At 69.0% G+C, this 26,456-nt stretch carries 30 protein-coding genes and 1 tRNA gene; 16 read left to right on the top strand and 15 right to left on the bottom strand.

Going from position 1 to position 26,456, the window contains the following annotated elements:
* Positions 1 to 79: 79 nt before the first annotated feature.
* From E6N53_RS11035 to E6N53_RS11025, 3 genes are all read left to right on the top strand, one after another.
* Positions 80 to 1,060: a hypothetical protein gene (locus E6N53_RS11035; protein ID WP_142859251.1), complete on the top strand. Its 981-nt coding sequence runs from the start codon at positions 80 to 82 to the stop codon at positions 1,058 to 1,060.
* A gap of 228 nt (positions 1,061 to 1,288) precedes the next feature.
* Positions 1,289 to 1,546 (top strand): type II toxin-antitoxin system HicB family antitoxin, encoded by a 258-nt coding sequence (locus E6N53_RS11030; RefSeq protein ID WP_142859249.1) that lies wholly within the window; start codon positions 1,289 to 1,291, stop codon positions 1,544 to 1,546.
* On the top strand, positions 1,547 to 1,792 hold the full coding sequence (locus tag E6N53_RS11025) for a type II toxin-antitoxin system HicA family toxin (RefSeq protein ID WP_142859247.1): 246 nt from the start codon (positions 1,547 to 1,549) through the stop codon (positions 1,790 to 1,792).
* A gap of 138 nt (positions 1,793 to 1,930) precedes the next feature.
* Here E6N53_RS11025 and E6N53_RS11020 read toward each other — a convergent pair.
* The 6 genes from E6N53_RS11020 to E6N53_RS10995 form a co-directional block, all read right to left on the bottom strand.
* Positions 1,931 to 2,001, bottom strand: a tRNA-Pro gene (locus E6N53_RS11020).
* 83 nt (positions 2,002 to 2,084) lie between these two features.
* Entirely contained in the window at positions 2,085 to 2,996 is a 912-nt protein-coding gene (locus tag E6N53_RS11015; RefSeq protein WP_142859244.1) for an RNA-guided pseudouridylation complex pseudouridine synthase subunit Cbf5, read from the bottom strand.
* Positions 2,997 to 3,575 carry a (d)CMP kinase gene (cmk, locus tag E6N53_RS11010; RefSeq protein ID WP_142859242.1) on the bottom strand — a complete coding sequence of 193 codons (579 nt, stop codon included), beginning with the start codon at positions 3,573 to 3,575 and terminating at the stop codon, positions 2,997 to 2,999.
* Between the two features lie 97 nt (positions 3,576 to 3,672).
* Complete coding sequence (locus E6N53_RS11005) at positions 3,673 to 4,611, bottom strand: DUF106 domain-containing protein (protein ID WP_142859240.1); 939 nt, start codon at positions 4,609 to 4,611, stop codon at positions 3,673 to 3,675.
* Between the two features lie 153 nt (positions 4,612 to 4,764).
* Entirely contained in the window at positions 4,765 to 4,980 is a 216-nt protein-coding gene (locus E6N53_RS11000) for a hypothetical protein (protein WP_142859238.1), read from the bottom strand.
* Positions 4,973 to 5,416 carry an SHOCT domain-containing protein gene (locus E6N53_RS10995; protein ID WP_201741120.1) on the bottom strand — a complete coding sequence of 148 codons (444 nt, stop codon included), beginning with the start codon at positions 5,414 to 5,416 and terminating at the stop codon, positions 4,973 to 4,975. The genes E6N53_RS11000 and E6N53_RS10995 overlap by 8 nt, the downstream gene beginning before the upstream one ends.
* 107 nt (positions 5,417 to 5,523) lie before the next feature.
* Here E6N53_RS10995 and E6N53_RS10990 point away from each other — a divergent pair, with 107 nt between their 5' ends.
* A complete protein-coding gene (locus E6N53_RS10990; RefSeq protein WP_142859234.1) occupies positions 5,524 to 6,147 on the top strand; it encodes a TetR/AcrR family transcriptional regulator in 624 nt (207 codons plus the stop codon).
* A gap of 36 nt (positions 6,148 to 6,183) precedes the next feature.
* On the opposite strand, the gene E6N53_RS10985 is transcribed toward E6N53_RS10990, so the two are convergent.
* From E6N53_RS10985 to E6N53_RS10975, 3 genes are read right to left on the bottom strand one after another with little or no spacing between them, the layout of a single operon-like run.
* Positions 6,184 to 6,663, bottom strand: a complete 480-nt coding sequence (locus tag E6N53_RS10985; RefSeq protein ID WP_142859231.1) for a DUF7979 domain-containing protein — start codon at positions 6,661 to 6,663, stop codon at positions 6,184 to 6,186.
* Positions 6,660 to 7,049, bottom strand: coding sequence for a hypothetical protein (locus E6N53_RS10980; protein ID WP_142859229.1), 390 nt, complete (start codon positions 7,047 to 7,049; stop codon positions 6,660 to 6,662). The genes E6N53_RS10985 and E6N53_RS10980 overlap by 4 nt, the downstream gene beginning before the upstream one ends.
* A gap of 53 nt (positions 7,050 to 7,102) precedes the next feature.
* Positions 7,103 to 7,741 (bottom strand): adenylate kinase, encoded by a 639-nt coding sequence (locus E6N53_RS10975; protein ID WP_142859227.1) that lies wholly within the window; start codon positions 7,739 to 7,741, stop codon positions 7,103 to 7,105.
* A gap of 255 nt (positions 7,742 to 7,996) precedes the next feature.
* On the opposite strand from E6N53_RS10975, the gene E6N53_RS10970 reads away from it, so the two are divergent.
* The 8 genes from E6N53_RS10970 to E6N53_RS10935 all read left to right on the top strand — a co-directional run bounded on the left by E6N53_RS10970 (position 7,997) and on the right by E6N53_RS10935 (position 17,328).
* Positions 7,997 to 8,992 (top strand): YeiH family protein, encoded by a 996-nt coding sequence (locus E6N53_RS10970; RefSeq protein WP_136590384.1) that lies wholly within the window; start codon positions 7,997 to 7,999, stop codon positions 8,990 to 8,992.
* Between the two features lie 63 nt (positions 8,993 to 9,055).
* The gene (locus E6N53_RS10965) at positions 9,056 to 10,327 is read left to right on the top strand and encodes an MFS transporter (RefSeq protein WP_142859225.1); all 1,272 of its coding nucleotides are present in this window, start codon (positions 9,056 to 9,058) and stop codon (positions 10,325 to 10,327) included.
* 89 nt (positions 10,328 to 10,416) lie between these two features.
* A complete protein-coding gene (locus E6N53_RS10960) occupies positions 10,417 to 10,830 on the top strand; it encodes a DUF7975 family protein (RefSeq protein WP_142859223.1) in 414 nt (137 codons plus the stop codon).
* 220 nt (positions 10,831 to 11,050) lie between these two features.
* Positions 11,051 to 11,560 carry a universal stress protein gene (locus E6N53_RS10955; protein WP_201741119.1) on the top strand — a complete coding sequence of 170 codons (510 nt, stop codon included), beginning with the start codon at positions 11,051 to 11,053 and terminating at the stop codon, positions 11,558 to 11,560.
* 51 nt (positions 11,561 to 11,611) lie between these two features.
* A complete protein-coding gene (locus E6N53_RS10950; RefSeq protein WP_142859221.1) occupies positions 11,612 to 13,837 on the top strand; it encodes an amino acid permease in 2,226 nt (741 codons plus the stop codon).
* Between the two features lie 87 nt (positions 13,838 to 13,924).
* Positions 13,925 to 15,034, top strand: a complete 1,110-nt coding sequence (locus tag E6N53_RS10945) for a sensor histidine kinase (RefSeq protein ID WP_142859218.1) — start codon at positions 13,925 to 13,927, stop codon at positions 15,032 to 15,034.
* Between the two features lie 22 nt (positions 15,035 to 15,056).
* Positions 15,057 to 16,007, top strand: coding sequence for an alpha/beta fold hydrolase (locus tag E6N53_RS10940; RefSeq protein WP_142859216.1), 951 nt, complete (start codon positions 15,057 to 15,059; stop codon positions 16,005 to 16,007).
* A gap of 280 nt (positions 16,008 to 16,287) precedes the next feature.
* Positions 16,288 to 17,328 carry an AIR synthase family protein gene (locus E6N53_RS10935; protein ID WP_136602011.1) on the top strand — a complete coding sequence of 347 codons (1,041 nt, stop codon included), beginning with the start codon at positions 16,288 to 16,290 and terminating at the stop codon, positions 17,326 to 17,328.
* A 6-nt stretch (positions 17,329 to 17,334) separates the two neighbouring features.
* On the opposite strand, the gene E6N53_RS10930 is transcribed toward E6N53_RS10935, so the two are convergent.
* Positions 17,335 to 18,303 (bottom strand): alpha/beta hydrolase, encoded by a 969-nt coding sequence (locus tag E6N53_RS10930; protein ID WP_142859214.1) that lies wholly within the window; start codon positions 18,301 to 18,303, stop codon positions 17,335 to 17,337.
* A 205-nt stretch (positions 18,304 to 18,508) separates the two neighbouring features.
* On the opposite strand from E6N53_RS10930, the gene kynU reads away from it, so the two are divergent.
* Positions 18,509 to 19,780, top strand: coding sequence for a kynureninase (gene kynU / locus E6N53_RS10925; RefSeq protein ID WP_142859212.1), 1,272 nt, complete (start codon positions 18,509 to 18,511; stop codon positions 19,778 to 19,780).
* 25 nt (positions 19,781 to 19,805) lie between these two features.
* Here the strand turns inward: kynU and E6N53_RS10920 are convergent, their stop codons facing one another.
* Genes E6N53_RS10920 through E6N53_RS10910 form a run of 3 tightly spaced genes read right to left on the bottom strand, consistent with a single transcriptional unit; the run spans position 19,806 to position 21,606 of the window.
* Positions 19,806 to 20,531: an SDR family NAD(P)-dependent oxidoreductase gene (locus E6N53_RS10920; RefSeq protein WP_142859209.1), complete on the bottom strand. Its 726-nt coding sequence runs from the start codon at positions 20,529 to 20,531 to the stop codon at positions 19,806 to 19,808.
* 60 nt (positions 20,532 to 20,591) lie between these two features.
* A complete protein-coding gene (locus E6N53_RS10915) occupies positions 20,592 to 20,993 on the bottom strand; it encodes a desampylase (protein WP_142859207.1) in 402 nt (133 codons plus the stop codon).
* On the bottom strand, positions 20,980 to 21,606 hold the full coding sequence (locus E6N53_RS10910; RefSeq protein WP_136601681.1) for an NUDIX hydrolase: 627 nt from the start codon (positions 21,604 to 21,606) through the stop codon (positions 20,980 to 20,982). Before E6N53_RS10910 ends, E6N53_RS10915 begins: the two co-directional genes overlap by 14 nt.
* Before the next feature lie 165 nt (positions 21,607 to 21,771).
* On the opposite strand from E6N53_RS10910, the gene E6N53_RS10905 reads away from it, so the two are divergent.
* Positions 21,772 to 22,014, top strand: a complete 243-nt coding sequence (locus E6N53_RS10905) for a hypothetical protein (protein ID WP_136590373.1) — start codon at positions 21,772 to 21,774, stop codon at positions 22,012 to 22,014.
* 21 nt (positions 22,015 to 22,035) lie between these two features.
* On the opposite strand, the gene E6N53_RS10900 is transcribed toward E6N53_RS10905, so the two are convergent.
* Positions 22,036 to 22,449, bottom strand: coding sequence for an Lrp/AsnC family transcriptional regulator (locus tag E6N53_RS10900; protein WP_136590372.1), 414 nt, complete (start codon positions 22,447 to 22,449; stop codon positions 22,036 to 22,038).
* 98 nt (positions 22,450 to 22,547) lie between these two features.
* Here E6N53_RS10900 and carA point away from each other — a divergent pair, with 98 nt between their 5' ends.
* Together carA and E6N53_RS10890 are read left to right on the top strand one after the other, a co-directional pair.
* Complete coding sequence (gene carA / locus E6N53_RS10895) at positions 22,548 to 23,621, top strand: glutamine-hydrolyzing carbamoyl-phosphate synthase small subunit (protein WP_136601682.1); 1,074 nt, start codon at positions 22,548 to 22,550, stop codon at positions 23,619 to 23,621.
* Between the two features lie 150 nt (positions 23,622 to 23,771).
* A complete protein-coding gene (locus E6N53_RS10890; protein ID WP_142859205.1) occupies positions 23,772 to 25,454 on the top strand; it encodes a NosD domain-containing protein in 1,683 nt (560 codons plus the stop codon).
* A 1-nt stretch (position 25,455) separates the two neighbouring features.
* Here the strand turns inward: E6N53_RS10890 and E6N53_RS10885 are convergent, their stop codons facing one another.
* The gene (locus E6N53_RS10885) at positions 25,456 to 26,394 is read right to left on the bottom strand and encodes a GNAT family N-acetyltransferase (RefSeq protein ID WP_142859203.1); all 939 of its coding nucleotides are present in this window, start codon (positions 26,392 to 26,394) and stop codon (positions 25,456 to 25,458) included.
* Between the last annotated feature and the right edge of the window lie 62 nt (positions 26,395 to 26,456).

Raw genomic sequence — 26,456 nt, 5'->3', positions numbered from 1 at the left:
ACGTGGCCGAATCTGTCGGCGAAGTGGTCGTTCACGAATACCGTGAGAGCAATTATCACGACACACGACAACAACACACATGGATTCGTCGGGAAGAGTGAACCGGCTCGTCGCCGTCGCGCTCCTCGTCAGCGTTCTCGGGGGAGGGGCCGTCGCTCAGGTGGGTGAACCGACGTGGGCCGACGGGACGGGAGCGGCCCTCGAACGAGTCGTCGCCGGGTACAACGCCGCCGTCGACGGCCTCGACGTCGGCCCCGCCGCCCGCCTCGTCCGCGACCAGCGAGTCACGCTCACCGTCACGGACACGGACGGTTCGTCCGCACAGTTCTCGTTCCGGACCGACGCGGACCTCCACGTCGTCGACTTCCGGGCCGGCCCGCGCGACGACGCGACGGTCCGGATGTTCACCGACCCCGAGACGGTCGGGCGAATCGCTGCCGCCCCCGACCGCGCCGCGGCGTTCGAGTCGGCCGTCACCGCTGGTGACGTCCGCATCGAGGGCGTCGGCCTGTTGAACCGGGCTGCCTGGGCGCTCGTGAGTCTCGGACTCTGGGCGGTCGGTTCGCCGGGACAGGCCGTCGCCGTCGGTGCCGTTGCGCTCCTCGGTGCTGGCGCGCTGGCTGTCGCCGGCACGAAGGTCCTCGGCGGCGGCGCGGTCGCCGCCGGGAGCGCCGGAACGACTGCGTCGGGGACGGGCGCGGCCGCCGTGGGAACGACCGGGTCGCCGGGGGCGACCACTGGCTCGTCGACGGCCGGCACGGCGGGCGAATCGCTCACGCGAACCGGTGGCAACACGGTGACCGCCGGGAACTCGCTCGACCCCGTGAGCCTCGCAGACCGCGTGCTCTCGGTCTTCGAGCGGGCGCTCTTCATCGTCGCCATCGCGAAGAAACTCGGGGCGCGACTGCGTCGTGGCTTCGGCTCCGCCGTCGAGCGAACGCTCGGCCGCTTCGGGTTCGCTCGGCTGGCCGACGACGAGACGCCGGAGGTGGAGCAGGCCGACGTCGGCGACCGTCCGGCGATTCGCCGTCGTGGCGTTCCTCGCCGTCGACGCCGGTGAGTGGATGTGCCGTCCCGGGACTCGTCCCGTTCGTCGTCGACGGAACGGGAGCGCCGAGCTACCCTCTCCGGCATCTCTTCGTCCCATGTTCCGGTAAAAAAGTGGGACCGCTGAGGTGAGCGGGCTTCGTTCTCCGGATAATCGATCGAAGTCTGCATGTGCTCGTCTCTGTCGCTCGGGCTCCGCTGGCGAACGCTTAACACGCCACGACGACTGGATGTAACTGAAATGGCGAGCACGACTCGGGACGACCATCTCGACGGCGTCGACTTCATCCACGAGGACGACGGCCGCATCACGGCTCGAGACCGTGAGACCGGAGTCGCGTCGTTCGGCGAGACGAAGGCCGAGGCCCTCCGAATGCTTGCCGAGGCGCTCGAACTCCACGCAGGGGGCGGGGAACCCGTGACCGACGAGGACCTCGACGAGTGGGACCTCGACCCCGACGAGTTTGACGATGAGGAACTCCCCGAGTTCCTGCGGTAGATGGTCCGGACGACGTTCTCCGGTCGTGAAGTCGCTTCAGTCCTGACCAGCCACGGATACCGTCCGGTCGACCGGACGGGGAGCCACCTCAAGCTACGGTGGGAGAGCCCACACTCCGACGAGGTACGGGTCGTAACGGTGCCGATGCACGGTGACATCCCGACCGGGACCCTCCAGTCCATCGCGAACCAGTGCGGGGCGAAGGACTTCCGTACGTGGTGTCGCTGGATCGCTGAAAACCTGTAAGCCGACTCCTGGCAGAGGTATACATTCCACGGGTGTACCGTACCGCGACGAGCGAAGCGAGTCGCGGCACGTTTTTGTCCCAGCTTTTTGCGAGGAACGGTGCGCCGAAGGCGCACCTGACGACGTAAAAAGGTGGAGTGGGACCGCTGAGAATCGAACTCAAGTCCTGCGGACCCCATCCGCAGAGGATACCACTACCCCACGGTCCCTCGTGGTGCATATCGACGAAAGCCCGTCCCCCGGTTAAACGCTTCGTTTCCCCGGCGGCGTGCGAGGGAAACGCACCCGCCAGTCAGACCAAGACCCGCTCGAGCGAGACGACCTCGCCGCGCTCCGCGTCGGGGTCGCCGACCAGTCGGCCGAGACAGACGGCGCTCCCATCGGGCGTGTAGCAGGCGACGAGCGCCCCCTCCTCGACTGCGCCGGTCCCGACTTCGGGGACGGGCTCGCGGGCCGGTTCGACACCGATGACGCCCGGGGCGTAGACGGGCGCGCCGGTCGCGACCTGTTCGGCGGCAGAGGGGGCGACCGTCACCCGGGGCAGGTGGACGAGTGCGCGCTCCGCGGGCGCGACCACGTCACGGAGCGTCGTCTCGTCGCCCTCGTCGGCGAAAGCGAGAGCGTCGGCGAGGGCGTGCATCGTCACGAGCGTGGTGTCGTCGAACGGCGACGTCTCCGTTCTCCGGAGGTGACCCATGTGCGCGCCCGTCCCGAGTGCGAGGCCGAGGTCGTGACACAGCTTGCGCACGTAGGTCCCCGACTCACACCGAATCCGGAGAAGCACCTGCCGGTCGCGGGTGTCGAGCACGTCCAGTTCGTAAATCTCGCGCACGCGCAGGCGGCGAGTGACTGCGCTCTTTCGGGGGGGTTTCTGGTACAGCGGCCCCTCGAACTCCGCGACGACGGCCTCGAGGTCCGTCGGCAGGGGGCCGTGGAGTTCGAGCACCGCGACGTACTCTTTCACGCCTTCGAGGAACACCTGTGCCATCCGCGTCGCATCGCCCAGGAGGACGGGGAGACAGCCGGTCACCTTGGGGTCGAGCGTCCCCGCGTGGGCCGCGCGGTCGACGCCGGCGAGGTCACGAACCCACGCGGCCACCTGGTGGGCGGAGGGCCCCGGCGGCTTGTCGAGGTTGACGACGCCGAAACGCAGGAGGGACTCGAGCGGGCGGTCGTCGGGCGGGGCGCGAAGTGTTCGGGCCATTCAGAAGTCGTAGATGACGCCGTCGACCGGGGCCTTCCCCTCGTCGGAGTTCGGGTCGTACGAGTCGACGGCGGTGGTGAGCATCCCGAGCACGCCCTCGGGGCTCCACCGCGCGGTGTTGTAGACGAGGTCGTAGATAGAGCGGTCGTCGATGTCGATGTTGTAGTACTCCCTGTACCGCTTGGCCTCGCTTCGTTCGCGGCGGTGGGTCTCCTCGTAGGCCGTCTCGAACGACTTGTCCTCGCGGTCGGCGATCCGTTCGGCGCGGATGTTCAGCGGCGCATCGAGCCAGACTTTGATGTCGGCGTCGTCGCCCGCGAGCCACCCCGCGAGCCGCGACTCGAGGAGGACGTCGTCGCGTTCTTTCGCGATCTCGTGGAGGCGTTGGTCGAGGTCGCGGTCGATCTGGTCGTCCGTCTCGGCGAGTTCGTTGAACTCGACGGGCGTGAGTCCGCGCTCGGCCGCGAGCGACCGGAAGATGTCGCCACCCGAGATGTGTTCGAGTTCGAACGCCTTCGCGAGCGCGGCGGCAGTAGTGCTCTTCCCACTGCCTGGCGGCCCCGAAACGGTGAGTAACATATCGATATTCGGCCCGGCGTGCTAAAAGAGACTGTCGGTCCAGCGGGCGCAGGGCGGCCGTCGAAGCGTCGAAACCGCGGGAGTCGTCGACGTCCGTTCAGGACGCGGTGGGCGACATGTCGATGTTGAGCCCCTTCCGGATGATCTGGGTGAAGCCCATCGAGCAGAGGAAGTACCAGACGATCCACGCCTGGATGGGGCCGAGGACTTGGTCGGTCCACGCGACTTCACCCATCAGCGGCAGAACGAGGTTCTGCAGGGGGACGTGTGACTCCGCGTTCGGGCCGATGCCGATGCCCCAGTACATCCAGAGGAACACGGGGATGGTGAAGAACATGATCCACACCATCGGGCGGAACTGCTCTTTGAACATGCCCATCTGGTCGCCCATCGCCTCCATCTGTTCTTCCTGGATGCGGTCGAGTTCGTCGTCGTCGCCGTCCTCTTTGGCCTGCTTGCGCCGCGCCTGGATGTCCTTCATCTTCTCTTGGTACTTGGACATCTTGTCCATGTCCATGAGGTTCGCCTGCAGGAGCGTCGAGTACAGCCCCGTCGCCAGTGCGAGTACCATCACGACGGCGTAGAACGGCATCAGCGTCGCCAGTGGCCCCAGCGCGACGTCCATTGCGCCACCGATGATGTCGCGAAGTGGCTTCCACGAGTACCCGGCGAACAGGGCGACGGTCACCACCGCCGCACCCTTGTCGTACTTCGACCACGAGGAGCCCTCGTCGTCGGATGACGCCGACTTGGACGTGGTGGTCGATTTCGAGGTCGACGTCGAGTCGGTCTCGCCGTTGAGTCCGTTCCGCACCGCCTCGGTGTCGGCGAGTCGGAACCCAGCGTCGCCCTCGACGAGGATGCCGCGCTCGATGAGTCGGCCCCACTGCCCGCTCGTGAGGTCGCCCTTCACGTCGACCCACGCGACTTCACCGGTCTCGCTGTCGTCAACGTGAGCGAGGACCGTCTCGACCGCATCGCGCATCTCGCCGTCGCCGCCGACGAGGTCGCGCACCTTCTGCTCTGTCCGTGCCATTGCGGGCTGATAAGCAATCAGCCGTTATGAACCTTTTACTCTCGATGCGGGCGGCGTGGCGTCCGAGTGGCGGTCGCGACGGGTGGAGGGAGCGTCAGCGGGACGTGGAGGAGGGCCGAGGCGAGTGGAGAGCGCGTCAGCGGAACCGGTCGGTCAGCCACGCAGTCGCCGGCGGAGCGCCGGGGCCTGCCAGAGCAGGAGGCCCGACACGACGAGCAACGGAAAGACGACAGTGCGCGTGACGAGGAGCGCCCGCGCGTCGCCGCCGAGCGGCGAGTAGAGGACGACCCCGAGCCACGTCGCCAGGGCGAGGTGGGCGTATCGGTGGTATCGCCGGCGCCACACGGTGGTCGACCCGTACTCAGTCACCACCGGAGGGACCCCCATCGCTGTCGGTGTCGCGAGTTCCGCCCCGGGCCCAGTCCGCGGCGTCGGCGACGGTCTCGGTCTGTAAGAGCTTCTCAAGGCGTCGCTCGAACGCCTCGTCGGTCAGGTCGCCGTGCGCGTACCGCGTTCTGAGCGTCCGAAGCGCCTCGTCCCGTGTGTCGTGTCCGCCGGAGGCCGAGTCGGGGTGCGCGGTCGGCGACCCACCCGACGCGCGGTCGGTTCGGAGGCTGTGGGCCACGACGAGGGGGAGGACACCGCCGAATCCGACGGGGAAGACGACCCAGAAGTACGGCACCCCGAGTGCCATCGCGCCGAAGGCGACCGTGAGAATCACTAGCGTCGTCAGGCCGCTTACGACCGTCGTCCGGCCACGACCCGAGCGGAGACTGCGCCCGTCGGCTGTTGGTGTGGTTCGCATGCTGAGTGAATGCTCAGCCCCGACACACATAACTCTTTTGAGTGAACACTCAGCCACCGGGAGCGGAGTGGACATCCCTATATGAGTCGAAACCCGAGACCGGGCAGATGAGCAACAGCCCCTCCCCGACGGCCCGCGCGGAGGTCGTCAACGCGGTGAAGAACGCGCTGGCGACCCACGGGTACGCCGGGCTGACGACGAAGAAGGTCGCCGCCGAATCGGACAAGAGCGAGGCGTTCTTCTTCTACCACTACGACACGAAAGACGACCTCGTCGTCGCCTTTCTCGACTGGGCTATCGAACGTAACCGCGACCAGCTCTCGGAACTCGACGACGACCCCGTCACCCGCCTCTACGACGCCCTCGACTTCCTCGTCGGTGACCCCCGTGACGACGTCGACTGCGGCATCAACGTGGCGATGATGGAACTGCTCTCACACGCCCCACACAACGAACGCTTCCACGAGCGGCTCACGGCCTACGAGCAGTCGGTCATCGACCTGTTCGTCGACATCCTCGAAGAGGGCATCGCGCAGGGGCAGTTCGAGCCCGTCGACAGCCACGACGTCGCGAGCTACCTCCTCGTGACCGCGAACGGGACCGCCGGCGCCGCGATGGCGCTCGGCATGTACGACGTCGACGCTGGCGTGCGACGCGAACTCGACAGATATCTCCGGACGAACGTGCTCGCGTCCGACGTCACGCCGCCCGAGGGCGTGCTCGTTCCCTGACCCGTCACGGTTCGGACGAGGCCCCGAGCGTGGCGCTCAGCGGAGTCGGGCCCGGTACAGTGCAATCGTCGTGGCCAGCGCGTCGTACGTCGCCGTGGCGTCGGCCAGCGTCTCCGGAACCGTCTCGGCAGTCGCGGCCGGCGATTCGATGGCAGTGGTGACGGCCTCGAATCCCCGGTCGGAGAGGATCACAGGGTTCACCTCGAAGACGACGTCGTCCTCGCCGACCTGCTCGACTGGCTCCGCCCACAGGGTGGTGTGGACGAGGAACCTGTCGCCGTGGACCGTGAACGTCCAGTACGTCTCCCCCTCGAAACGGAGGTCGTCGTACTCGCTGACCGCCTCGAACGCCTCGCTCCGCTCCTCGTGGTAGCCGACGTCGTAGCCGGCCTCGTTCTGGACGGCCGCCCGCGCGATTCGGCGCTGGGCGGGTGGGAGCGAAGCCACGTTCGCGACCGTATCCGTCGGCTCGGGTGGGTCCGCCTCCTCGATGGCGCCGACCGGCTCCGTCTTCAACCGATAGCTTGCCTCGGCGGCGCGGTACGTCGTCCGGACGGCGTCGGCCCCTCGGACGGAAACGTCGGCGTCCAGCCGTCTGCGACCCCGACGTCCGCGGCACCCGTCTCGACCGCTGTCGTCACCCAGCCCCACACCTCGGGCGAGACGACGCCGACTCGTGCCCGACGGGGCAGGTCGTCCGCGTCGACGCCGTGCAGGACAAGCGACGTCGTCTCCGCGGCCGTGGCTGTCGTGGTGGACGTCCGTTCGTCCACGCGTCCTGTCGCTGTCACGGGCGTGTCGGCCGTCGACGCGGACGACGACCCGGGGCGGCCGCTACACCCGGCCGCCATCACGAGGAGACCGACCGCTCTTCGGCAGTACGTGCGTCTGCTGGAGGGCATCTACACCTCGTGCTTCGGACCTGGGTGAAAAGAGCGTTCGGCCGGTGCGGGCGTTACTCGTCGACCGCGTCGACGATGGCGTCGAAGACCTCGTCCGGCGTCCCCTCGCCGTCGATTTCGACGAGTTCGCCGCGCTCGCGGTAGTGCTCGACGACGGGTTCGGTGTTCTCGCGGTAGACGCGAAGCCGCTCGCGGACGGTCTCTTCGGTGTCGTCGTCGCGCTGGACGAGTTCGCCGCCACAGTCGTCACAGACGCCCGCCTCTGTGGGCGGGCTGAACTCGACGTGATAGTTCGTGCCACACTCCGCGCAGACCCGGCGGCCGGTGAGGCGCTCGACGAGTTCCTCCTCGCTCACGTCGAGGAACAGCGCGGCGTCGAGGTCGGTGATCTCCGAGAGGTACTCCGCCTGGTCGAGGTTGCGCGGGTAGCCGTCGAGGACGTAGCCGTCGGCCGCCTGCAGCGCGGTCTTGACGATCTCGTTGACGACCGCGTCGGGGACGAGTTCGCCCGCCTCCATGTACGCTCGCGGGGTGTCGAACTCGGTGTCCATGTGTGCGAGGTCCATGTCCTTGTTGGCCCGCAGCGCATCGCCCGTCGTGACGTGTTCGAGGTCGAACTCGGCGGCCAGTCGCTTCGACTGCGTCCCTTTGCCCGCGCCCGGTGCGCCCAGGAGCAGGATGTGCTTGCTCATATCTCTCTCGACCGACTCCGGGGTTAAAGAAGTAAAGAATCCGCGCCGCGCCCCATGCGACACACTCACACGGTCGGCGCACACCGCCCGACGGCCGGGCGACAGCGAGCCGGGGAGATACCGGACAGCACCACCCCAACTCCGCCGGGCCACGGCGTCGCTCACCGACTCTCGCTCCGAATTTTCGGCATCAGTTGCCGTCATCTCCGAGGGAACCGATACGTTCAGAACCCCGCGCCCGCGTGTTTGCGACGAATGCGGTCGCTCTCCGAACGGCTCCGGGCTCTCGTCCCCGGCCTCTCGTTGCTCCTCGTGTTGGCGCTCGCCGCGCGGAGCCTCGCGGGTGTCGTCGGAACCAGCCCGCTGCTCGTCGCCGTGGCGCTGGGTGCCCTCGTCGGCAACGCCGTCGACCTCCCCGGCTCCGTCGACGACGGCACCGCGTTACACTCACGGTTTCTCGACGCCGGCATCGTCCTCCTGGGCGCGAACGTCGCCGTGAACGAACTGTTCGATGCGGGCGTCGTCCTCGTCGGCCTCGTCGCGGGCGTCGTCCTCGTCGGCCTGCCCCTCGGCGAGTTCCTCGGCCGGTGGCTCGGCCTCGACGCGACCCCCTCCTCGTTGCTCGCCGCGGGCGCGAGCGTCTGTGGCGTCTCGGCGGCGACGACCGTCGCCGGCATCCTCGACGCGCGGGCGTCGGACCTGACGCCTGTCGTCGCGGCCATCCTCGTCTTCGACGCCGTGACCCTGGCGGCCTTCCCCGTCCTCGGGAGCCTGCTCGACCTCTCCGCACAGCAGTTCGGCGTCTGGGCCGGTCTGAGCATGTTCAGCACCGGCCCCGTCACGGCCGCCGGGTTCGCGTACGGCCCTGCGGCCGGCCAGTGGGCGACGGTCACGAAACTCGCCCGTAACGCCCTCCTGGGGCTCGTCGCGCTCTTTTACGTCCTCCGAACCACACAGCACGCCGGTCCCGCGCGGTCGCGACTGGCACACCTCCGGGCGGGCGTCCCACCGTTCATCCTCGGCTTCCTCGTCCTCGCCGCGGCCGCCAGCGCGGGTCTGCTCGGCCCCGACCTGGTGGCGCTGGCTGACAGCGGTTCCACCGCGCTGTTCACGCTCGCGTTCGTCGGCCTCGGCCTCGACATCCGGCTCGACTCGATGCGGCGCGTCGGCGTCGCCCCGCTCGTCGCGCTCTTCGGTCACCTGCTCGTCGTGAGCGCGCTGACGCTCGCGGCCGTCCTCTTCTTGCTCTAGTCCCGGGACCGGCCGCCCGCGAAGTCGACAGTCATTTGGCTCGCTTGCCTGTTGGTCGGGCTGATGCGCCGTCCCTCCCGCCGCTGGCTGGTCGTCGTCGTTGCCGCGCTAGTGATGGGTGGTGCCGGCACCTACCAGTTCGTCTGGTCGTCGGTCAGCGGCGTCGTCGGCACCCGGTTCGACGCGTCGGCCCCCGCGCTCGGCACCGTCTTCACCCTGTTCGTCCTGACCCAGACGCTCACCCAGCTCCCCGCGGGTCGCATCCGCGACCGGTACGGCCCGCGAACCCTCCTGCTGGTCGCCGCTGGCTGTCTCTTCGTCGGCTACGCCGGGGTCGGCGTCGCCCGCTCGTTCCCGTTCGTCGCCGCCGCGTACGCCGTCGGCGGCGTCGGCTCCGGCATCGCCTACACGGTCGCCGTGAACACCCCCTCCAAGTGGATTCCCGCCGATGGCCGTCGCGGGCTCGCGACCGGACTCGTGGCGATGGCGTACAGCGGGACCAGCGTCCTCTTCATCCCGTTTCTCCGCGGCTCGCTCGACGGGGCGTTCACGACCACGCTGCTCGGTCTCGGTGCGGTCGTGGGTGTCGGCGGCCTCCTCGGCGCGTGGGTCGTCCGCGACCCCGACCGCCCCGGCGAGGACGACGCCCGCGACGAGGCCGACGAGGCGACAGCCGACGACCAGCAGACACCAGCCCACGTGACCGGACGGTCCCGTGCCGTCGGCTGGCGCACCGCCGTGCGGACGTGGCAGTTCTGGGTGCTCTACGGCGTGATGGTGGTGGTCAACGGCGTCGGCCTCATGCTCGTCGGACAGTCGGTGGGGTTCGCCACCGGGCTCGGCCTGTCGCCGGCCGCGGCGACGACCGTCGCCTCGGTCATCGCCCTCGCCGACGGCGCCGGCGTGTTCGTGGTGAGCGGCCTCGCGGACCGCTTCGGCGGCGAGCGCACTGCGGGCGTCTCGCTCGTCGCCTGTGGCTGTGCGCTCGCGGCCGGTGTCTTCGTCGGCGCGCGCGGGTTCGCGACACCGTTCGTCCTCTGTGTCGCCGCCGCGGCCTTCTTCCGGAGCCCCGTCTTCGGCATCTTCCCGACGCTCGTCGCCGAGTACTACGGCGCGGCGCGCTCCTCGGAGAACTACGCGGCCGTCTACACCGCGAAGGTCCCCGGCGGCGTCGTCGGCGGTACCGTCGCCGGCACGCTCGTCGTGGCGCTCGGCTGGGCGCAGTCGTTCTACCTCGGAGCGGCGCTCTTACTCCTTGCCGGCGTCGGAGCGCTCACCCTCCGCCCCGTGCAACTCGACGCGTCCACGCAGGCGGAGACGACCGCAGACGACTGACTGCCGACGCCTGTGCCGACGCGGACACGGCGGTGACTCGCCCTCCGCAGAACGCCACCGGTTTGTGCCCTGGCGTCGTCGGGTCGCGTATGACTCGCTTCGACGCCGACACACCCGCAGAGCGCCGGAAGCTCTTCGCGGAGGCCGTCACGGCCCACCGGACCCGAGGCAGCGCCTTTCTCACCATCGAGGTCGACGCCGACCCGGCCCTCGACGGGACGGACGACGATGGCGACCCCATGCCGGGGCCGTGGGTCCAGTTCTCCGAGCAGACGTTCAACCTCGACGTGACCGACGACGAGCGCGCACGGCTGGAGACGCTCCTCGACCAGTTCCGCGAGTTCCGCGTCGAGGAACTGTCGTCCCCGGAGGAGGCGGACGGGACGAACCTCCGCATCACCGCCCGCTCGGACGCCAACCGCCTCGCGGGCTTCGTCGACCACGTCTTCCAGCACGTCTACGGCCGCGACGAGGACTACCGGGCGTGGGTCACGCAGATATAGCCGCAGGACCCGTCGGTGCCAGCCGTCACGACGGGGCCGTGTGACCCGATTGCGCTGTGAGGCGCGCCCGGTTCGTGCCTGTGCCGTGCCAGTCCGAACCACAGCCGACGGGAGGGGAACGACCTAAGACACCTGAAACCATAGCGCCCGACAATGAACCCGAAACCGAGCGACAGACAGTGGCAACTCGTACGACCGGTCGACCCAGGGGGGCCCGGCCGTGGCTGACGACGCACCCCCGTCGAACCTGCTCTCCACCCCGTTCGTCCCCGTCGCGAGCGTCGAGGACGCCGAGATAACGCTCGATGCGGTCCTCGACCGGGTCGCGGCTGCGGGCGGCCGAATGACCGTCGCCCACGTCGTCGAGAAAGCGGGTGGCGCACCCGACAAGGCCTCGATGGAACAACGCGAGGAACTCGCCGAGGCGGCGTTCGACCTCGTCCGCGAACGCGCCGCGGACGCGGGCGTCGAGGTCGAGACCCGACTCCTCTACGGCACCGACGTCGCCGAGACGCTCGTCGACGGTGCTCACGAGGTCGACGCGTCGGCCATCGTCTTCACCCCGCGCGGTCACAAGTGGTGGTGGGACCTGTTCAGCGCGGACGTCGCAGACGCACTCGTCCACGAGAGCGACCTGCCCGTGGTGGTGTTGCCGAGTCCGGCCGCAGCCCGCGACGGCGACGCCGCTGCTGACACGAAAACGGACACGAACGAGGGTGACGACGCGTGAGCGACTCGGTTTCTGTCTCACCCACGGTGGCTCACCCGGAGGTGAGCCTGCATGGGTGACGAAGAACTCGCCAAAGACCTCGGCCCCCTCGCTGCGCTGACCATCGGCGTCGGGACCATGATCGGTGCCGGTATCTTCGTCCTGCCCGGCACGGCTATCCAGCAGGCCGGGTCGTTCGCCATCGTCTCGTTCGTCGTCGGCGGGGCCATCGCCCTGTTGACGGCGCTGTCGGCCTCAGAACTCGGGACGGCGATGCCGCGCTCGGGCGGGGCATACTTCTACGTCAACCGGGCGCTCGGGCCGCTCTTCGGCTCCGTGGCGGGGTGGGCGAACTGGATGGGGCTCGCCTTTGCCTCCGCGTTCTACATGGTCGGCTTCGGCCAGTACATCCAGAACATCCTCGGGTTGGGGACGGTCAGCCTCGGGATAATCGCGCTGGACCCGGTCAAACTCGTCGCGCTCGCGGGCGCGGCGCTGTTCGTCTTCGTCAACTACGTCGGCGCGAAGGAGACCGGGAAGCTCCAGAACGTCATCGTCGTCATCCTCGTCGCCATCCTCGCCGTGTTCACGCTGGTGGGGGCGCTCCGCGCCGAACCGGGCAACCTCCCGCCGAGCAACGGGTTCGGCCCGATGATCACGACGACCGGCCTCATCTTCGTCTCGTACCTCGGCTTCGTCCAGATCACGTCCGTGGCGGAGGAGATCAAAGACCCCGACCGGAACCTCCCCCGCGCGGTCATCGGAAGCGTCGTCATCGTGACGCTCATCTACGCGCTCGTCCTCATCGTCATGAGCGCCGCCGTCGAACAGGGGTACATCGCCCAGCAGGAAGCGGCGGGCAACATCGCCGTCGTCGAGGTCGCCCGGCTCTTGCTCGGCCCGGTCGGTGCCATCGCCATGCTGTTCGGTGGGCTGCTCGCCACCGCCTCCAGCGCGAACGCGAGCATTCTCGCCTCCTCGCGAATCAACTTCGCGATGGGTCGTGACTCCATCGTCACCCCGGAGCTCAACGAGATCCACCCACGGTTCGGTACGCCGTACCGCTCCATCGCCATCACGGGCGCGTTCATCCTCGTGTTCATCGTCCTCGCGCCGATCAACACGCTGGCGACGATGGGAAGCGTCCTCCACCTGGTCATCTACGGGCTGCTCAACATCGCCCTCATCGTGATGCGTGAGGCCGACGCCGCCGACTACGACCCGTCCTACACGGTTCCGCTCTACCCCATCACGCCCATCGTCGGCTGCATCCTCTCGTTCTCGCTCATCGCGTTCATCGAGCCACGCGTCACCATCGCGTTCAGTGGCGCGTTCGTCCTCTTCGCGGCGCTGTGGTACCTCGGCTACGCTCGCTCGCGCACGGAGAAACAGGGCGTCCTCAGTGAGTACATCCTGAGCCGTTCGGAGGAGATGCCGGAAGCGGCCGTCTCCGCGGCCACGAGTGTCCAGCCCGACGGCGGACAGTACCGCGTGATGGTCCCCCTCGCGAACCCCGGTCACGAGAAGGACCTCATCACGCTCGCCTCCGCCATCGCCAAACAGCGGGGCGGGACGGTCGTCGCCACCCACATCGTGCAGGTGCCCGACCAGACCGCCCTCGAGTCCGCCCGGCAGCAGGACGACTTCGACGCGGCTCGCGGCCTCCTCGAGCAGGCTCGCGAGGACGCCGAGACCTTCGGGGTGCCCGTCGAGACACACACCGTCCTCTCACACCGTTCGTTCGAGGAGATATTCGACGCCGCACGGACGTACGACGCCGACCTCACGGTCATGGGGTGGGGGCCGGACGCCCACGGGTCGCCGGGGCGGGCCGAATCCGCCATCGACGAACTCGCACACTCGCTCCCGTGTGACTTCCTCGTGATGAAAGACCGTGGCTTCGACGCCTCTCGCATCCTCGTGCCCACGGCAGGCGGCCCCGACTCCGGCCTCTCCGCGGAGGTCGCCGCGATGCTCCGCGAGGAGTACGGCTCGGAGATCGACCTCCTGCACGTCGCGGACGACGTCGCCGCCGGCGAGGCCTTCCTCACCGAGTGGGCCGAAGACCACGACCTCGCGGACGCGAACTGCATCGTCGAGAGCGGTGACGTCGAGGGCGCCATCGCCCGCCACGCCGAGGACGCGTCGCTGCTCATCATCGGGGCCACGGAACGCGGACTCCTCGGCCGGTTGGTCCGCGGTTCGCTCGTCCTCGACGTCCTCTACGAGGTGGAGTGCTCCGTCCTCCTGGCGGAGCGGAAGACCCAGCGGAGCCTGCGCGAACGCCTGTTCGGCTGAGCGGCGCTGTCGGCCCGCCGAGGTCGCTCGCGGGTCGAGCGCCGATGCAACAAGCATTTTAATGCTGACAGGGGAGGGGAGGTATCGATGACAGACGAGTCAGCGTCGCTTCCGCGTGGCGTCGCGCCGGTCGCCGTCGTGGCCCTCGTCTTGCTCTTCGTCGGCCTCGTCGAGTCGTTCTCGTTCCCCCGACAGGCCGACGTGGTCCCGTTCCGAGTCGGTGTCGAACTGCTCGTCACGGCGCTTCCCGTCGCGGGAATCGTCCTCATCACCCGGCTCGCCCCCGACCGGCGGCTCGGCTGGCCGCTCGTTCTCGGCCTCTTCCTCTTCGGCGTGAGCACCGTCACCGACGTCGCCGACGAACTCGTCGTCGTGCCGGCGGCCGTCAGCATCGTCCTCGAGGGGGTGAGTATCATCGTCGGCACCCTCGTCGTTCTCGTGGGGGTGTACCGGTGGACTCACGCTCGAAACGAACGCGAACACCTCCTCGAAGAGCGCCAGCGCCGCGTCTCCGCGGTGAACGACCAGCTCGAGGTACTCACGCGCATCATGCGCCACGACATCTCGAACGACATGGCGGTCGCCCGCGGCTGGGCGTCGGTGCTGGAGGACCACGTCGACGAGGAGGGCCGGGACGCGCTCGAACGCGTCACGCGCGCCTGCGAGAACGTCGACGAACTCACCGACACCGCCTACGACCTGGTCCGCGTCCTCGCCGAAGACGCCGACGGCCAGGGTGAGGGATTGCGGACGGAGCCGGTCGACGTGCTCGACGTCCTCGACGAGGAGGTGCGGAAGGTCCGCGACCGGTACGACGACGCTACCGTCACCGTCGAGTACGACGCCGACCTCGCGGGGACGGACGTCGTCGGGAACGAACTGCTCCACTCGGTGTTCGCGAACGTCCTCTCGAACGCCGTCTCTCACAACGACGGCGACGAGCCACGAGTGACCGTCACCGCGGAGCGCGAGGGACTCAGGCTCCGCGTCCGCATCGCCGACGACGGGCCGGGCATCCCCGACGACCAGAAACGCCAGGTGTTCGAGAAGGACGCCCGCGGCCTCGACAGCGACGGGACGGGTATCGGCCTCTTTCTCGTCCGTGACCTCGTGACCCGCTTCGGCGGGTCGGTCCACGCCGTCGACAACGAACCGCGCGGGACGGTGTTCGTCATCGACCTCCCCGTGGCTATTTGAGCGCGAGCCCCTTCCCTCGGGTATGGGCCACTCCTCGCGTTCCGTTCCGTCGGGGCTCACCGCGGCGAGCGTCGGGCTCGACGCCGAGAGCGAATTCGTCGACGTCGGCGACGTCACGCTGCACACGGTCGTCGCCGGCCCCGACGACGGGGACCCTGTCGTCCTCCTCCACGGGTTCCCCGAGTGCTGGTACGGCTGGCGCGAACAGATCGAACCGCTCGCCGACGCCGGCTTCCGGGTCATCGCCCCGGACCAGCGCGGCTACAACCTGAGCTCCAAACCGAGTGGCGTCGACGCCTACGGCATCGACTACCTCGCGGGCGACGTGGTCGGCTTGCTCTCCGCGTTCGGGTACGACAAGGCCGCCGTCGTCGGTCACGACTGGGGGGCCGCCGTCGCGTGGTGGACGGCGCTCCATCACCCCGACAGGCTCACCCGACTCGTCGCGATGAACGTCCCCCACCCCACGGTGTTCCGGCGCACCCTCACCCGCAACCCCCGTCAGCAGTTGAAATCGTGGTACGTCCTCTTCTTCCAGTTACCCGCACTGCCGGAACGGCTGGCCCGTCTCGACGACTGGGCGATTCCCACCCGAGCCCTCCGGGACTCCGCCCGCCCGGAGACGTTCTCGGCGACGGACTTCGAGCGTTACCGGACCGCGTGGTCTCAGCCCGGCGCGTACACGGCCATGCTGAACTGGTACCGCGCCATCGTCCGCGAACGCCCCGAACCAAGGGAGACGCAGGTGCGCGTTCCCACTCGCATCCTGTGGGGTGCCGGCGACCAGTTCCTCGAGCGGGAGATGGCCGAGGAGAGCCTCGACTTCTGCGACGACGGGTCGCTCCGGTACTTCGAGGCGGCCACCCACTGGGTCCAACACGAGGAGGCCGACGCCGTCACGGCGGAACTCGTCGAGTGCTGTGCCAGCGATACCGACGCCGACGCCGACGCAGATGCGGACGCCGCCGACTGACGACGCTCGGCGCTCGACGGCCGCTCCTACCTGCTATATTCGTCTCGAGTCGCGTACTGAGAGAACTTAGTGAGATTCATATCCCCCGAGTGAAGAGTTCGAGATGGCGTAGGAGACGGATACCCATCGGTTGGTCCACGGGGATACCAGGAGACCTGCGCCCTTCATGAGCGAAGTCGGCCGCGGCGAGACACTCTTCGCCGCGGCCATCTCCTTTCAGCGCCGACGGAGTCGACGGCCAGAACGCCACGTCTTTGAGCGCCGCCGCGTCAATGAGCGCATGGACGAGGGCATCGACGCGGACCTCGGCAAAGTCGACCAGGCGTTCTTCTCCGAGTACCTGTATCCGAACCTCGGGGCCGACCGCGACGACGTGACGCTCGGACCGACTCACGGCGTCGACTTCGGCGTCCTCGACGTCGCCGGCACGGCGCTGGTCGTCGCCACCGACCCCGTCTCCGTCCTCCCACGACTCGGGTTCGACCGGGCCGCACGCTTCGCGCTCGACATCGTCCTCGCCGACGTCGCCGTCTCGGGCCTCGCCCCGACGCATCTCACCGTCTCGCTGTCGCTCCCCCCCGACTTCGGGGACGACGACTTCGCCACCTTCTGGGAGGCGTGGAGCGACGAGGCGCGAGCGCTGGGTGTCTCCATCGCGGCGGGACACACCGCCCGCTACTCGGACTGTTCGTTCCCCTGGGTCGGCGCCGCAACCGCCCTCGCGGTCGGCGACCACGACGACGTGGTCCGCCCCGACGGCGCTCGTTCCGGCGACGACGTCCTCGTCACGAAGGGACCGGCCGTGGAGGCGACGGGCCTGCTCACGTCACTGTTCCCCGACGAGGTGCCGCTCTCGGACGACGCCCTCGACACCGCGCAGGCCCGCCTCGACGAGGCGGGGGCGGTCCGCGACGCACGGGCCATCAGCGCGGCCACACACGGCGGTGTCCACGCGATGCACGACGCCACCGAGGGTGGTCTCCTGGGCGCGTTCTTCGAGATGGCTGGTGCCGCCGGCGTCCGGTTCGACGTCGACACCTCGCAGGTGCCGTGGCGCCCCGGTGTGCGGGAGGCGGCCGACGCACTCGGCTTCGACCCCTGGACGGCAACCACCGCAGGAACGCTCGTCGTCGCCGTCGACCCCACACACACCGACGACGTGGTCGACGCACTCGACCGACAGGGGACGCCCGTCGGCGTCGTGGGGACCGTCGCCGACGGCGAGGGAGTCACCCTCGACGGTGAGCGGGCGACGAAGCCGCGAGGGGACTCCTCGTGGCCGGTGTACGCCGCGCTCGCCGAGCGGGCGGCCGACCAGTGAGTGTGCTCAGTACTCGAAGCCGTCCCGCAGCACCGCGGCGACCCGGTCGAACGCCTCGTCGGCGACGTCGACGTCGTCGGCGAGGCTCAGAAACCCGTGCGGCATCGCCGGTTCGTGGTCGTGCCGCGTGGGGACGCCGGCCTCGGCGAGTGCCCTCGCGTAGGCGGCCCCCTCGTCCCGGAGCGGGTCGAAGCCCGCGGTCACGACGAGCGCGGGGGGCACCCCCGCGAGGGAGTCCGCACGGAGGGGCGAGACGAACGGGTTGTGCCGGTCGACCGGCGAGCGGAGGTAGGTGTCGTACGCCCAGACCACGTCGCGCCGGGTGAGCAACGGCCCGTCGGCCCGTTCGTCGAGCGAGGGTGCGTCGAGCCTGCTGTCGAGCATCGGATACAACAGGAGCTGTCCCTCGAGGGAGGGACCACCGAACGCCCGGGTGTAGAGACAGGTCGCCGCGGCGAGGTTGCCGCCCGCACTCGTGCCGCCGACTGCCAGCCGGGTCGGGTCGGCACCGACCCCCGCGCCGTGTTCGCCGACCCACTCCACGGCGGCCACGCAGTCTTCGAGCCCCGCCGGAAACGGGTGTTCGGGCGCGAGGCGGTAGTCGACGCTCACGACGACGCGGTTCGCGCGCCGAGCGAGTCGACGACAGACCTCGTCGATGGAGTCGAGCGTCCCCAGCGCCCAGAGCCCGCCGTGGAAGAAACAGAGCGCCGGAAGCTCCCGGTCGGGGGCGGGGTGGTAGACCCGAAGCGGCATCTCGCCGGCGGGGCCGTCGATGGCGACCTCCGAGACTCGCGCCACCGTCGGCGGGTCGGTCGGCCCGAACAGCTCGTCTTCGATGCGGCGGGCGCTCTCGACCGAGAGGGCGGACCACTCGGGGAGCCCCAGCCGTGCGGCCTCGTCGACGACCGGTCGTACCTGTGGGTCGAGTTCGTCGGCCGCGTGGGCCTCACCCGTGGCGGTGTCGTCTGTCATACGTGGTGGGCGCGGCGGACGAACAAAACAGCCACGGCGTCGTCGCCACCTCGAGCGTCCCGTCGTCGCACGGTGGGTCGCGGCTGTCCGGCACGACACCGTGTGGCGAGGGGAGTGCCGGCTGTTCGCCTTCCGAACGGGCCTCACCGACGGTGACGTCCCGTCCAACACCAAGCTACTTGCGCGACCCGCTCGTGCCACGACCATGACCGCTGACGAGTCCGCGCTCGGCCGTGCCCGCGAGCGCGACGACGAGGACCCGCTCTCGCACCTGCGGGACCGCTTCTTCCTCCCGGACGACCTGTACATGGACGGTAACTCGCTCGGCCCGCTCTCGGCGGACGCCGAGGCGGCACTCGACAGGGCCGTCGAGGAGTGGCGCGACCTCGCCATCCGCGGGTGGACCGACGCCGACCCGGACTGGTTCACCTACGGCGAGCGACTCGGCCGACGGCTCGCGTCACTCGTCGGCGCTCGCGAGGACGAGGTCGTCGTCGCCAACTCCACCACGGTGAACATCCACACGCTCGTCGGGACCTTCTACGACCCCGAACGGGGGCCGAAAATCGTCGTCGACGACCTCGACTTCCCGACGGACCACTACGCGATCCGCGCGCAGCTCCGAAGTCGGGGCGTCGACCCCGACGACGCCCTCCGTATCGTCGAGAGCCGTGACGGACGCACCATCGCCCGCGAGGACGTCCTCGACGCGGTCGACGACGACGTCGGGATGGTCTTTCTGCCCTCCGTCCTCTACCGTTCGGGGCAGCTGTTCGACATCGAGGCGATCACCGAAGCCGCACACGACGCCGGGGCGCTCGCCGGCTTCGACCTCGCCCACTCCGTCGGGGTGGTGCCACATCAGCTCGCCGACGCCGGCGTCGACTTCGCCGTCTGGTGTCACTACAAGTATCTCAACGCCGGGCCGGGCGCTATCGCCGGGCTGTACGTCAACGAGCGGCACTTCGGTGCGACACCCGCGCTCGCGGGGTGGTGGGGCAACGACAAGGAGACGATGTTCGAGATGCGGCTCACGTACGAACCGGCTGCGACCGCCGGCGCGTTCCAGATCGGGACGGTCCCGATTCTCTCCGCGGCCCCGCTCGACGGTGCGCTCGACGTCCTCGACGATGCGGGCGGAGTCGCAGTCGCCCGCGAGAAATCACTGGCGCTCACCGACTACCTCATCGACCTCGTCGACGAGCGACTCCCCGAGTGCGAGGTTGGCACCCCGCGCGCCCGGGAGGAGCGGGGCGGTCACGTCGCCGTCGAGCACCCCGAAGCGGCACGCATCTCCGAAGTGCTCCGCGAGCGCGGCGTCGTCGTCGACTACCGACCGCCGAACGTCGTTCGGGTCTGCCCGGCCCCGCTGTACACCCGCTTCGAAGACGTCTGGCACGTCGTCGACCGACTCCGCGACATCATCGACGAGCGTGCGTACGAACGGGTCGGTGACCAGCGTGGCGGCGTGACGTGACGTCGGCGACCGTCGCGTCCGGCGTTCACCAGTCGATGACTCGCTTCTCGCGCCAGAACTTCCCCGACGGGGCACCCGGGCGGAACCGACAGAGCCACACCGGCGTCTCGGCCCCCTCCTCGACGGATCTGGGGGCGTCCTCGCCACCCAACTCCGTCCGGACCCAGCCGGGACAGACCGAGTTGGCGATGAGGCCGTCGTCGCCGTACTCGCCTTCGAGGTAGGCGGTGAGCCCGTTCAGACCGGTCTTCGAGATTCGGTACGCCGAGGTGCCGCCGCTCTGTCCGTCCCCGATGGCTCCCATCCCCGACGAGACGTTGACGACGCGGCCGCCGTCGTGCTGGAGGAGGAGGGGCACAGCGTGCTTACAGAGGAGCATCGGGCCGCGGAGGTTGACCGCGAGTGTCCTGTCGAGTTCCGACGTGGGGGCGGCGACGATGTCCCCGTCCGGGCCGATGACGCCCGCGTTGTTGACGAGGACGTCGAGCCGACCCACCTCCTCGAAGATGCCGTCGACGGCCGCCTCGACGTCTCCCTCCTGGGTCACGTCGAGCAGCACGCGTTCGGTTCCCTCCGGGACGTCGTTGCTCATGCTCCGCGTCCCCGCGTAGACCGTGGCCCCGAGGTCGCGGAGTCGGCGGGCGACCTCCGCGCCGATGCCTCTGTTCGCGCCCGTCACCAGTGCGACCTGCCCGCCGAGCGAGTCGTACAGTTCGGGTTCGTGCTCGTCGTCTCCGGCACCTGTCGTCATACTCGCGAGGTGGCAGTCGGCGGCAAAAGGCGTTTCACTCTCCGCTCGGCTTCGCCCTGACTACCCCGTCTCGACGCGCAACTCGTCGAACCGGTCACCGGTCCACCGCCACGCCCGAATCCGCGACTCGGGGAGCGAGACGATGCAGTAGACGGCGTCGGGCCAGGTCGCCTCTGCCTCGTCAGTCGCGCTGGGCCGTGGCGGTCCCTGCGGGTGTGAGTGGTAGAAGCCGAGGTGTTCGGCCCCCGCTTCGACGCGTTCGATGGCCTCGACGGTCTCTGCGGGGTCGAGTTCGTATCTGGTCCGCGGAGTCGATGCGATATTCGAAACGGGCTCGGCGTGTGTCACCGTGCCCTCACTCCCGCCGAGGACGCCACACACCTCCGCGGGCGCACCGGCTCGTGCGTGGTCGAGCAGGCGCTCGGCGAGCGCCGTCTCGAAGACAAGGTCAGGCGAAGTCACGCCGCATCGCGATCTCGAACCACGGGCACAGCCGGAGTTGGCGGTACCACGAGGGGTGGTCGTGCAGGTGGTCGTAGTCGACCCAGAGCATGCCCGCGATCTCCTCCTCGTCGGGGTCGAGTGTGGCGTCGTCGAGCGTCACCTTCAGGACGGCGCACACCTCCCACTCGAGACCGGCGTTCTCGTAGTAGCGCTTGTACTCGAACTTGTCCGTGACGCGCAGGTCGCTGTACTGGTCGGGGGTGATGCCGAGTTCCTCCTCGAGACGCTGTCTCGTCGCGTCCTTCTGACTCTGTCCCTCGACGGGGTGAGAGGCGACCGTCCCGTCCCAGTGGGTGTCCCAGAGGCGCTTGTTGGGGGCGCGCTGCGCCAGGAGGATGCGTCCGTCCCCGTCGAAGACGAGGCACGTGAACGCGCGGTGGCGGATGCCGTCGCCCGTGTGGGCCTCGAGTCGGTTGACGAGACCCTGCTCCTCGTCGTTCTCGTCGACGGCGATGACGTCCTGTCGTGCGTTCTTGTGGGGAACTTCGCCCTGCGCACCGGCGGCGGATTCGGCGGAATCGGTCTCGGGGTCCGACTCCGTGGAGGCGGACCGACCCTCGTCCGTACTCATACACGTGTTGTGCGGCGAGGGGGGTCAAGGCCTCTTCGGTGCGTGACGGCTCTGTGGGTCTGTCGAGACCGCCTCGACGCGAGCGTCCCTCCCATCACTCTCGTAGGATATCAAATCCGATATCTGGGGGCGAACGTTTATTACTGTAAAACCGACCTCTCCACTATGGTACTCCGACACCGCGCTGTTTACCGACTCACCGGCCTCTTGGTCCGCTGGGGACTGGTCAAGCACCCGTACGGCCAGGAGTACGCCAGGGATCGCTACACGCTGACGGGGCGGCGGCGTCCCGACACGACGACCCCGTCGAAGGATTACGACGCCCGCGCGCGAACGCGGGCGGGAATCGCCATCGTCGGACTGGTGCTCGCGAGTCTCCTCGCGACCGGCCTCCTGTTCTCGCTGTAAGTGTAAGGCCGACGTCGGTTCTCAGCCGAGACGCTCGTCGAGGATCAGTCGCGTCTTCGTACTCTTCACCTCGTCCAGTTCGCGCGCACGCGTGATGAGGTCGTTCACGGCGGCCGTGTCCGCCGTGTCGACGATGAGGACGATGTCCTGCTCGCCCGAGACCTGCCAGACGAAGTCGACGTCGTCCCACTCGGCCATCTGCTTCGAGACCTCACTCGTGTTCACGTCCACGGCCACCGAGACCTCCACCATCGCTTTGATGTTCCCCGTCCGGGTGGCGACGGTGAACCGCTCGATGACGCCGTCTTGCGTCATCCGATCGACTCGGTTCCTGACGGTCCCTTCCGACGTCCCGACGCGGTCGGCGATCTCGGTGTAGGGGGTCCGCGCGTCCCGTCGCAGTATCGACAGGATCTGGTGGTCGAGGTCGTCCATACGGGAGGAGAGTGCGTGTCACCCCTTACCGATTACGAATTTCGTAACTCGGCTTCGAAAGCAAGGCTTATTACCCTGTTGTACATGTGATTCTCGTAATGTCGGACGCCTACCTGGCACTGGAGGATGGCCGCGTCTTCGAGGCGCGTGGCCGTGTTCCGGGGCGCACACGTGGCGAACTAGTGTTCACAACCGCATACACCGGCTACGAAGAGAGCCTGACCGACCCCTCCTACGAGGAGCAGGTCCTCACGTTCTCGTACCCGCTCATCGGAAACTACGGCGTCCGAGACGAGCGGTTCGAGTCCTCGCGGGTCCACCCCCGCGCCGCCATCGCACGCGAGTTCACCGACGACGTCGTCGAGTGGCTCGCCGCAGAGGACGTCCCCGCCATCGACCATCTCGACACGCGTGACATCGTCACGAGCGTCCGCGACCAGGGCGCGATGAAGTGTGGAATCGCCGTCGGCGACGACGTCACGCCCGAAGACGCCAAGGCCGAGCTGAAACAGTGCAAGGGCATGTCCGAACACGTCGACATCGGCAAGCAGGTCAGCACGCCCGAGCCGAAGTTCTTCGCGGGTGACGACGGCGGCTCCGACGTGACGGTCGCGCTCGTCGACTGCGGCGCGAAGGGCTCTATCGCCTCGTCGCTCACCGCTCGTGGGGCGGACGTCCACCTCCTCCCGTACGACGCGACTGTGGAGGACGTCGAGGAGACCGGTGCGGACGTCCTGTTCATCTCGAACGGCCCGGGCGACCCCGAGAACTTCGAGGCAGCGCAGGCGCTCGTCGAGGCCTTCGCGGGCGAACTCCCCATCGCCGGTATCTGTCTCGGTCAGCAGGTCGTCGCCAACGCCTTCGGCGGCGCGACCGAGAAGATGACGTTCGGCCACCGCGGCGTCAACCAACCGGTCCTCGACCTCGACACGCAGCAGGTCGTCATGACCACACAGAACCACGGCTACACCGTCGCGGACCCCGGTGACCTCGAGGTGACGCAGGTGAACGTCAACGACGACACCGCCGAGGGACTCGAACACGAGGCGATGAACGTCATCACTCGGCAGTACCACCCCGAGGCTAACCCCGGTCCACACGACTCGCTCGGCTTCTTCGACGACGTGCTCGCGCTGGCCGCCGAGACAAAGAAGCCCGCGCTGGCCGACTGAGCGCCCGCGACTGCGACGGCTTCTCTCTCCTACTCACTCGCCAGCAGCCGCGCTCGCCGCCGCTGCACGTCGAACCGGCCGCAGAAACTGTCAATTAACCCGGAACAGGACCTGCATAGATATCGGGTGGCCCGTCCTCCTCACCCTCGCATGTCACCACCGTTCCTCGTCGCCGTCGTCGTCTTCCTCCTCGTCACGTCGGCGTCCGTCCTCGTCGTCGACTCGTCGCTCGCCGTTCCGGGTCAGTCCCCCGCGCCGGGGCAGGCGGCAGCCGGCGACACCGCGGTCGGGGCCGGGACGGCCAGTCGCGACGCGGCTCTCGGCGTCCCCAGTCGGTCCGCGCCGACCCCGGTCGATAGCTGCCGCGTCATCGACCAGCCGGGCGAGTACGTCCTGACACGGGACGTCGTCTCGGACCCGTCGGGGACGCCGGCCGACTTCGCCTGTCTCCGCGTCGTCGTCGACGACCCCGACGCGACGGTCCGCATCGACGGCGACGGCCACGCGCTTCGCTCGTCGGACCGGTCGGACACCGCCGTCTCGGTCGGTGAGGACGGAACGACGGTCGTGACCGACCTCACGGTCAGCGGCTGGGCCCAGGCGTTCGAGGCGGACGAGAAGCAGGGGGCGCGTCTCGGCGGTGTCGACGCCCTGGAACTGTCGAACGTGGTCGCCACGGACAACGGCGTCGTGGTCGTCGCGGACGGCGCTCGGCGGGTCGTCGTCACCGACAGTGCGTTCTCGAACAACGGTGCCGGAGTCCTCACCGAGGAGACCGTCGTCGAGTTCGTCGGCCTCTCGGTCACCGACAGCGACCGGAGCGGGCTCGAGATGGCGCAGACGAGCGGGACCGTCGTCGACAGCGAGTTCTCTCGGAACGGCGCGAACGGGGTGGGATTCGTCATCTCCGGGAGCTTCGAGTTCAGGAACGTCGTCGCCGCGGACAACGGACGGCACGGGATGAGCGCCGGCGTCTCCGACACCGTCACGGTCGTCGACAGCGACTTCTCGGGGAACGCGAGGAGCGGCATCGCCGTGAGCGACATGCTCTGGTCGCGGTTCGCATCGAACCACGTCGCGGACAACGAGGTCGGTATCTGGCTCCGCACCGGGTCGACCGACGTCACCCTCGTGGGGAACCGCGTCGTCGACAACGCCGACGCCGGTCTCGTCGTCGGCGAGCGATTCGGCCAGACCGTCGTGTTCGACAACCACCTCTCGAACCGCCAGAACGTCCTCTTCGACCCGTCCTACGACCCCGTCGTCGACCCGGGTGACCCCCTCGACCCGGCGCTCGAGATCGCCTGGAACGTCGACCCGCGGCCCGAACTGAACGTCGTCGAGGGGGCCTTCGTGGGCGGCAACTACTACGCCTCGCCCGACGGTGACGGCTTCAGTGAGACCTGCGCCGACGTCGACGTCGACACGCTCTGTGACGCCCCGCTCGAACTCTTCGAGGGGAACGTCGACCAGCACCCGCTGGCCACCCCGCACGTTCCCGCCGACGAACCGCCGACGGCCGTCGCTCCGGCGGACCTTCGCGACGCGACGTTCGCGGTCGACTGCGGCGTGCTGACCGGCGGGCGCTCCGTCGAGTTCGGGTACGGCGTCCTCGGGGACGCGGGCATCCCGTCGGACGCCGCGAGTCGGGAGTGGACGAACGAAGACGTCCTCGACACCGTCCTCGACTCGCCGCTCGGTCCGGCGGTGAGGCTCCTCGGCGTCGACGCCGCCGACCTGTTCTGGACGGCGGACCCCGACGACCAGGTGGTTCGGGTCTTCGCCGACACGCCCGTGGGGCTTCGCTCGTGCACCTGTACGGTCGTCGACTAGGTTAGAGCCGTGCCGCGAGCACGAACGCCGGTTCGTCCGCGATTTCCACGCGCGCCGCCGCCACGTCCGAGACCCACGTGACGTCCTCGGGCAGCATCACCCGGGTTCGGTCCACGCCGAGCGCCGCGGCGTCGCGTGCGGCCCCCGCGAGGACAGCCGCCGCCGCCTCGGTGTCACCGTCGGGCCAGGCGGCGATGGCGTACTCGGCGTACTCGACGGGCTCGCCGTCCTCTTCGCGCTCGAACGTCCGAATCCGCTCCGTGAACCCTCGCGTTCCCGCCCCGACGGTCACCAGTCGGCCCTCGTCGGCCGCGCGGTGCAGTCGGTCACGGGTGAGTGTCGCCAGCGCCCACGACTCGTCGCGGTCCATCACCAGCCCGCGCAACCGGTCGCGGGCGACGCTGTCGGACCAGAACGCCCACGCCCCGTCCGGGTGCGGGCTCGAATCGACCGCGGCCGAGTCACCCGAGCCGTCAGCGTCGGGTGTCGGATGCGCCCACCGAATCTCGGTGCAGGGGTCGAACCCCAGCCGACGCGAGGAGCCCAGCCCCGCCCCGTTCCACGAGAACGTCATGTTTCGACAGACGACACAGCCCCGCTCGCGTGCCCACTCGAAGATGGCGTCGCAGAGTGCCTCCGAGAATCCCCGTCCTCGGTGGTCGGGGGCGACCCGCATCCCCGAGGCCCACGCCTCCCACGAGGTGAGCCGGTGCCCCTGTGCAATCGCCGCGACGTCGCCCGGTTCGGCCGGTGGCGACGGGTCGTCGCGCACGTCGACGACGAACGTCCGCTGGTCGTCGCCGTCGCTCGCGACCCACTCCGCGAAGACGTCGGGGATGTAGTCGGACACGGCTCGCTCGGCCCACGTCTCGCGCGTGAACGACGCGACGGCCTCGTCGTCGCTCGCCCGTGCCTGTCTGAGGGTCGGTGGTGACGACATCAGCGGAGGGACTGTCGGGTCCGAGGGTCGGTGCGCGGGGCTGGTCGAGCGGGGCGGAGACG

Source organism: Salinigranum halophilum, from assembly GCF_007004735.1.
In the GTDB taxonomy this organism is placed as follows: Archaea; Halobacteriota; Halobacteria; order Halobacteriales; family Haloferacaceae; genus Salinigranum; species Salinigranum halophilum.
The sequence above is the reverse complement of the archived record's forward strand: the minus strand, read 5'-3'. Positions and strand labels throughout refer to the sequence as shown.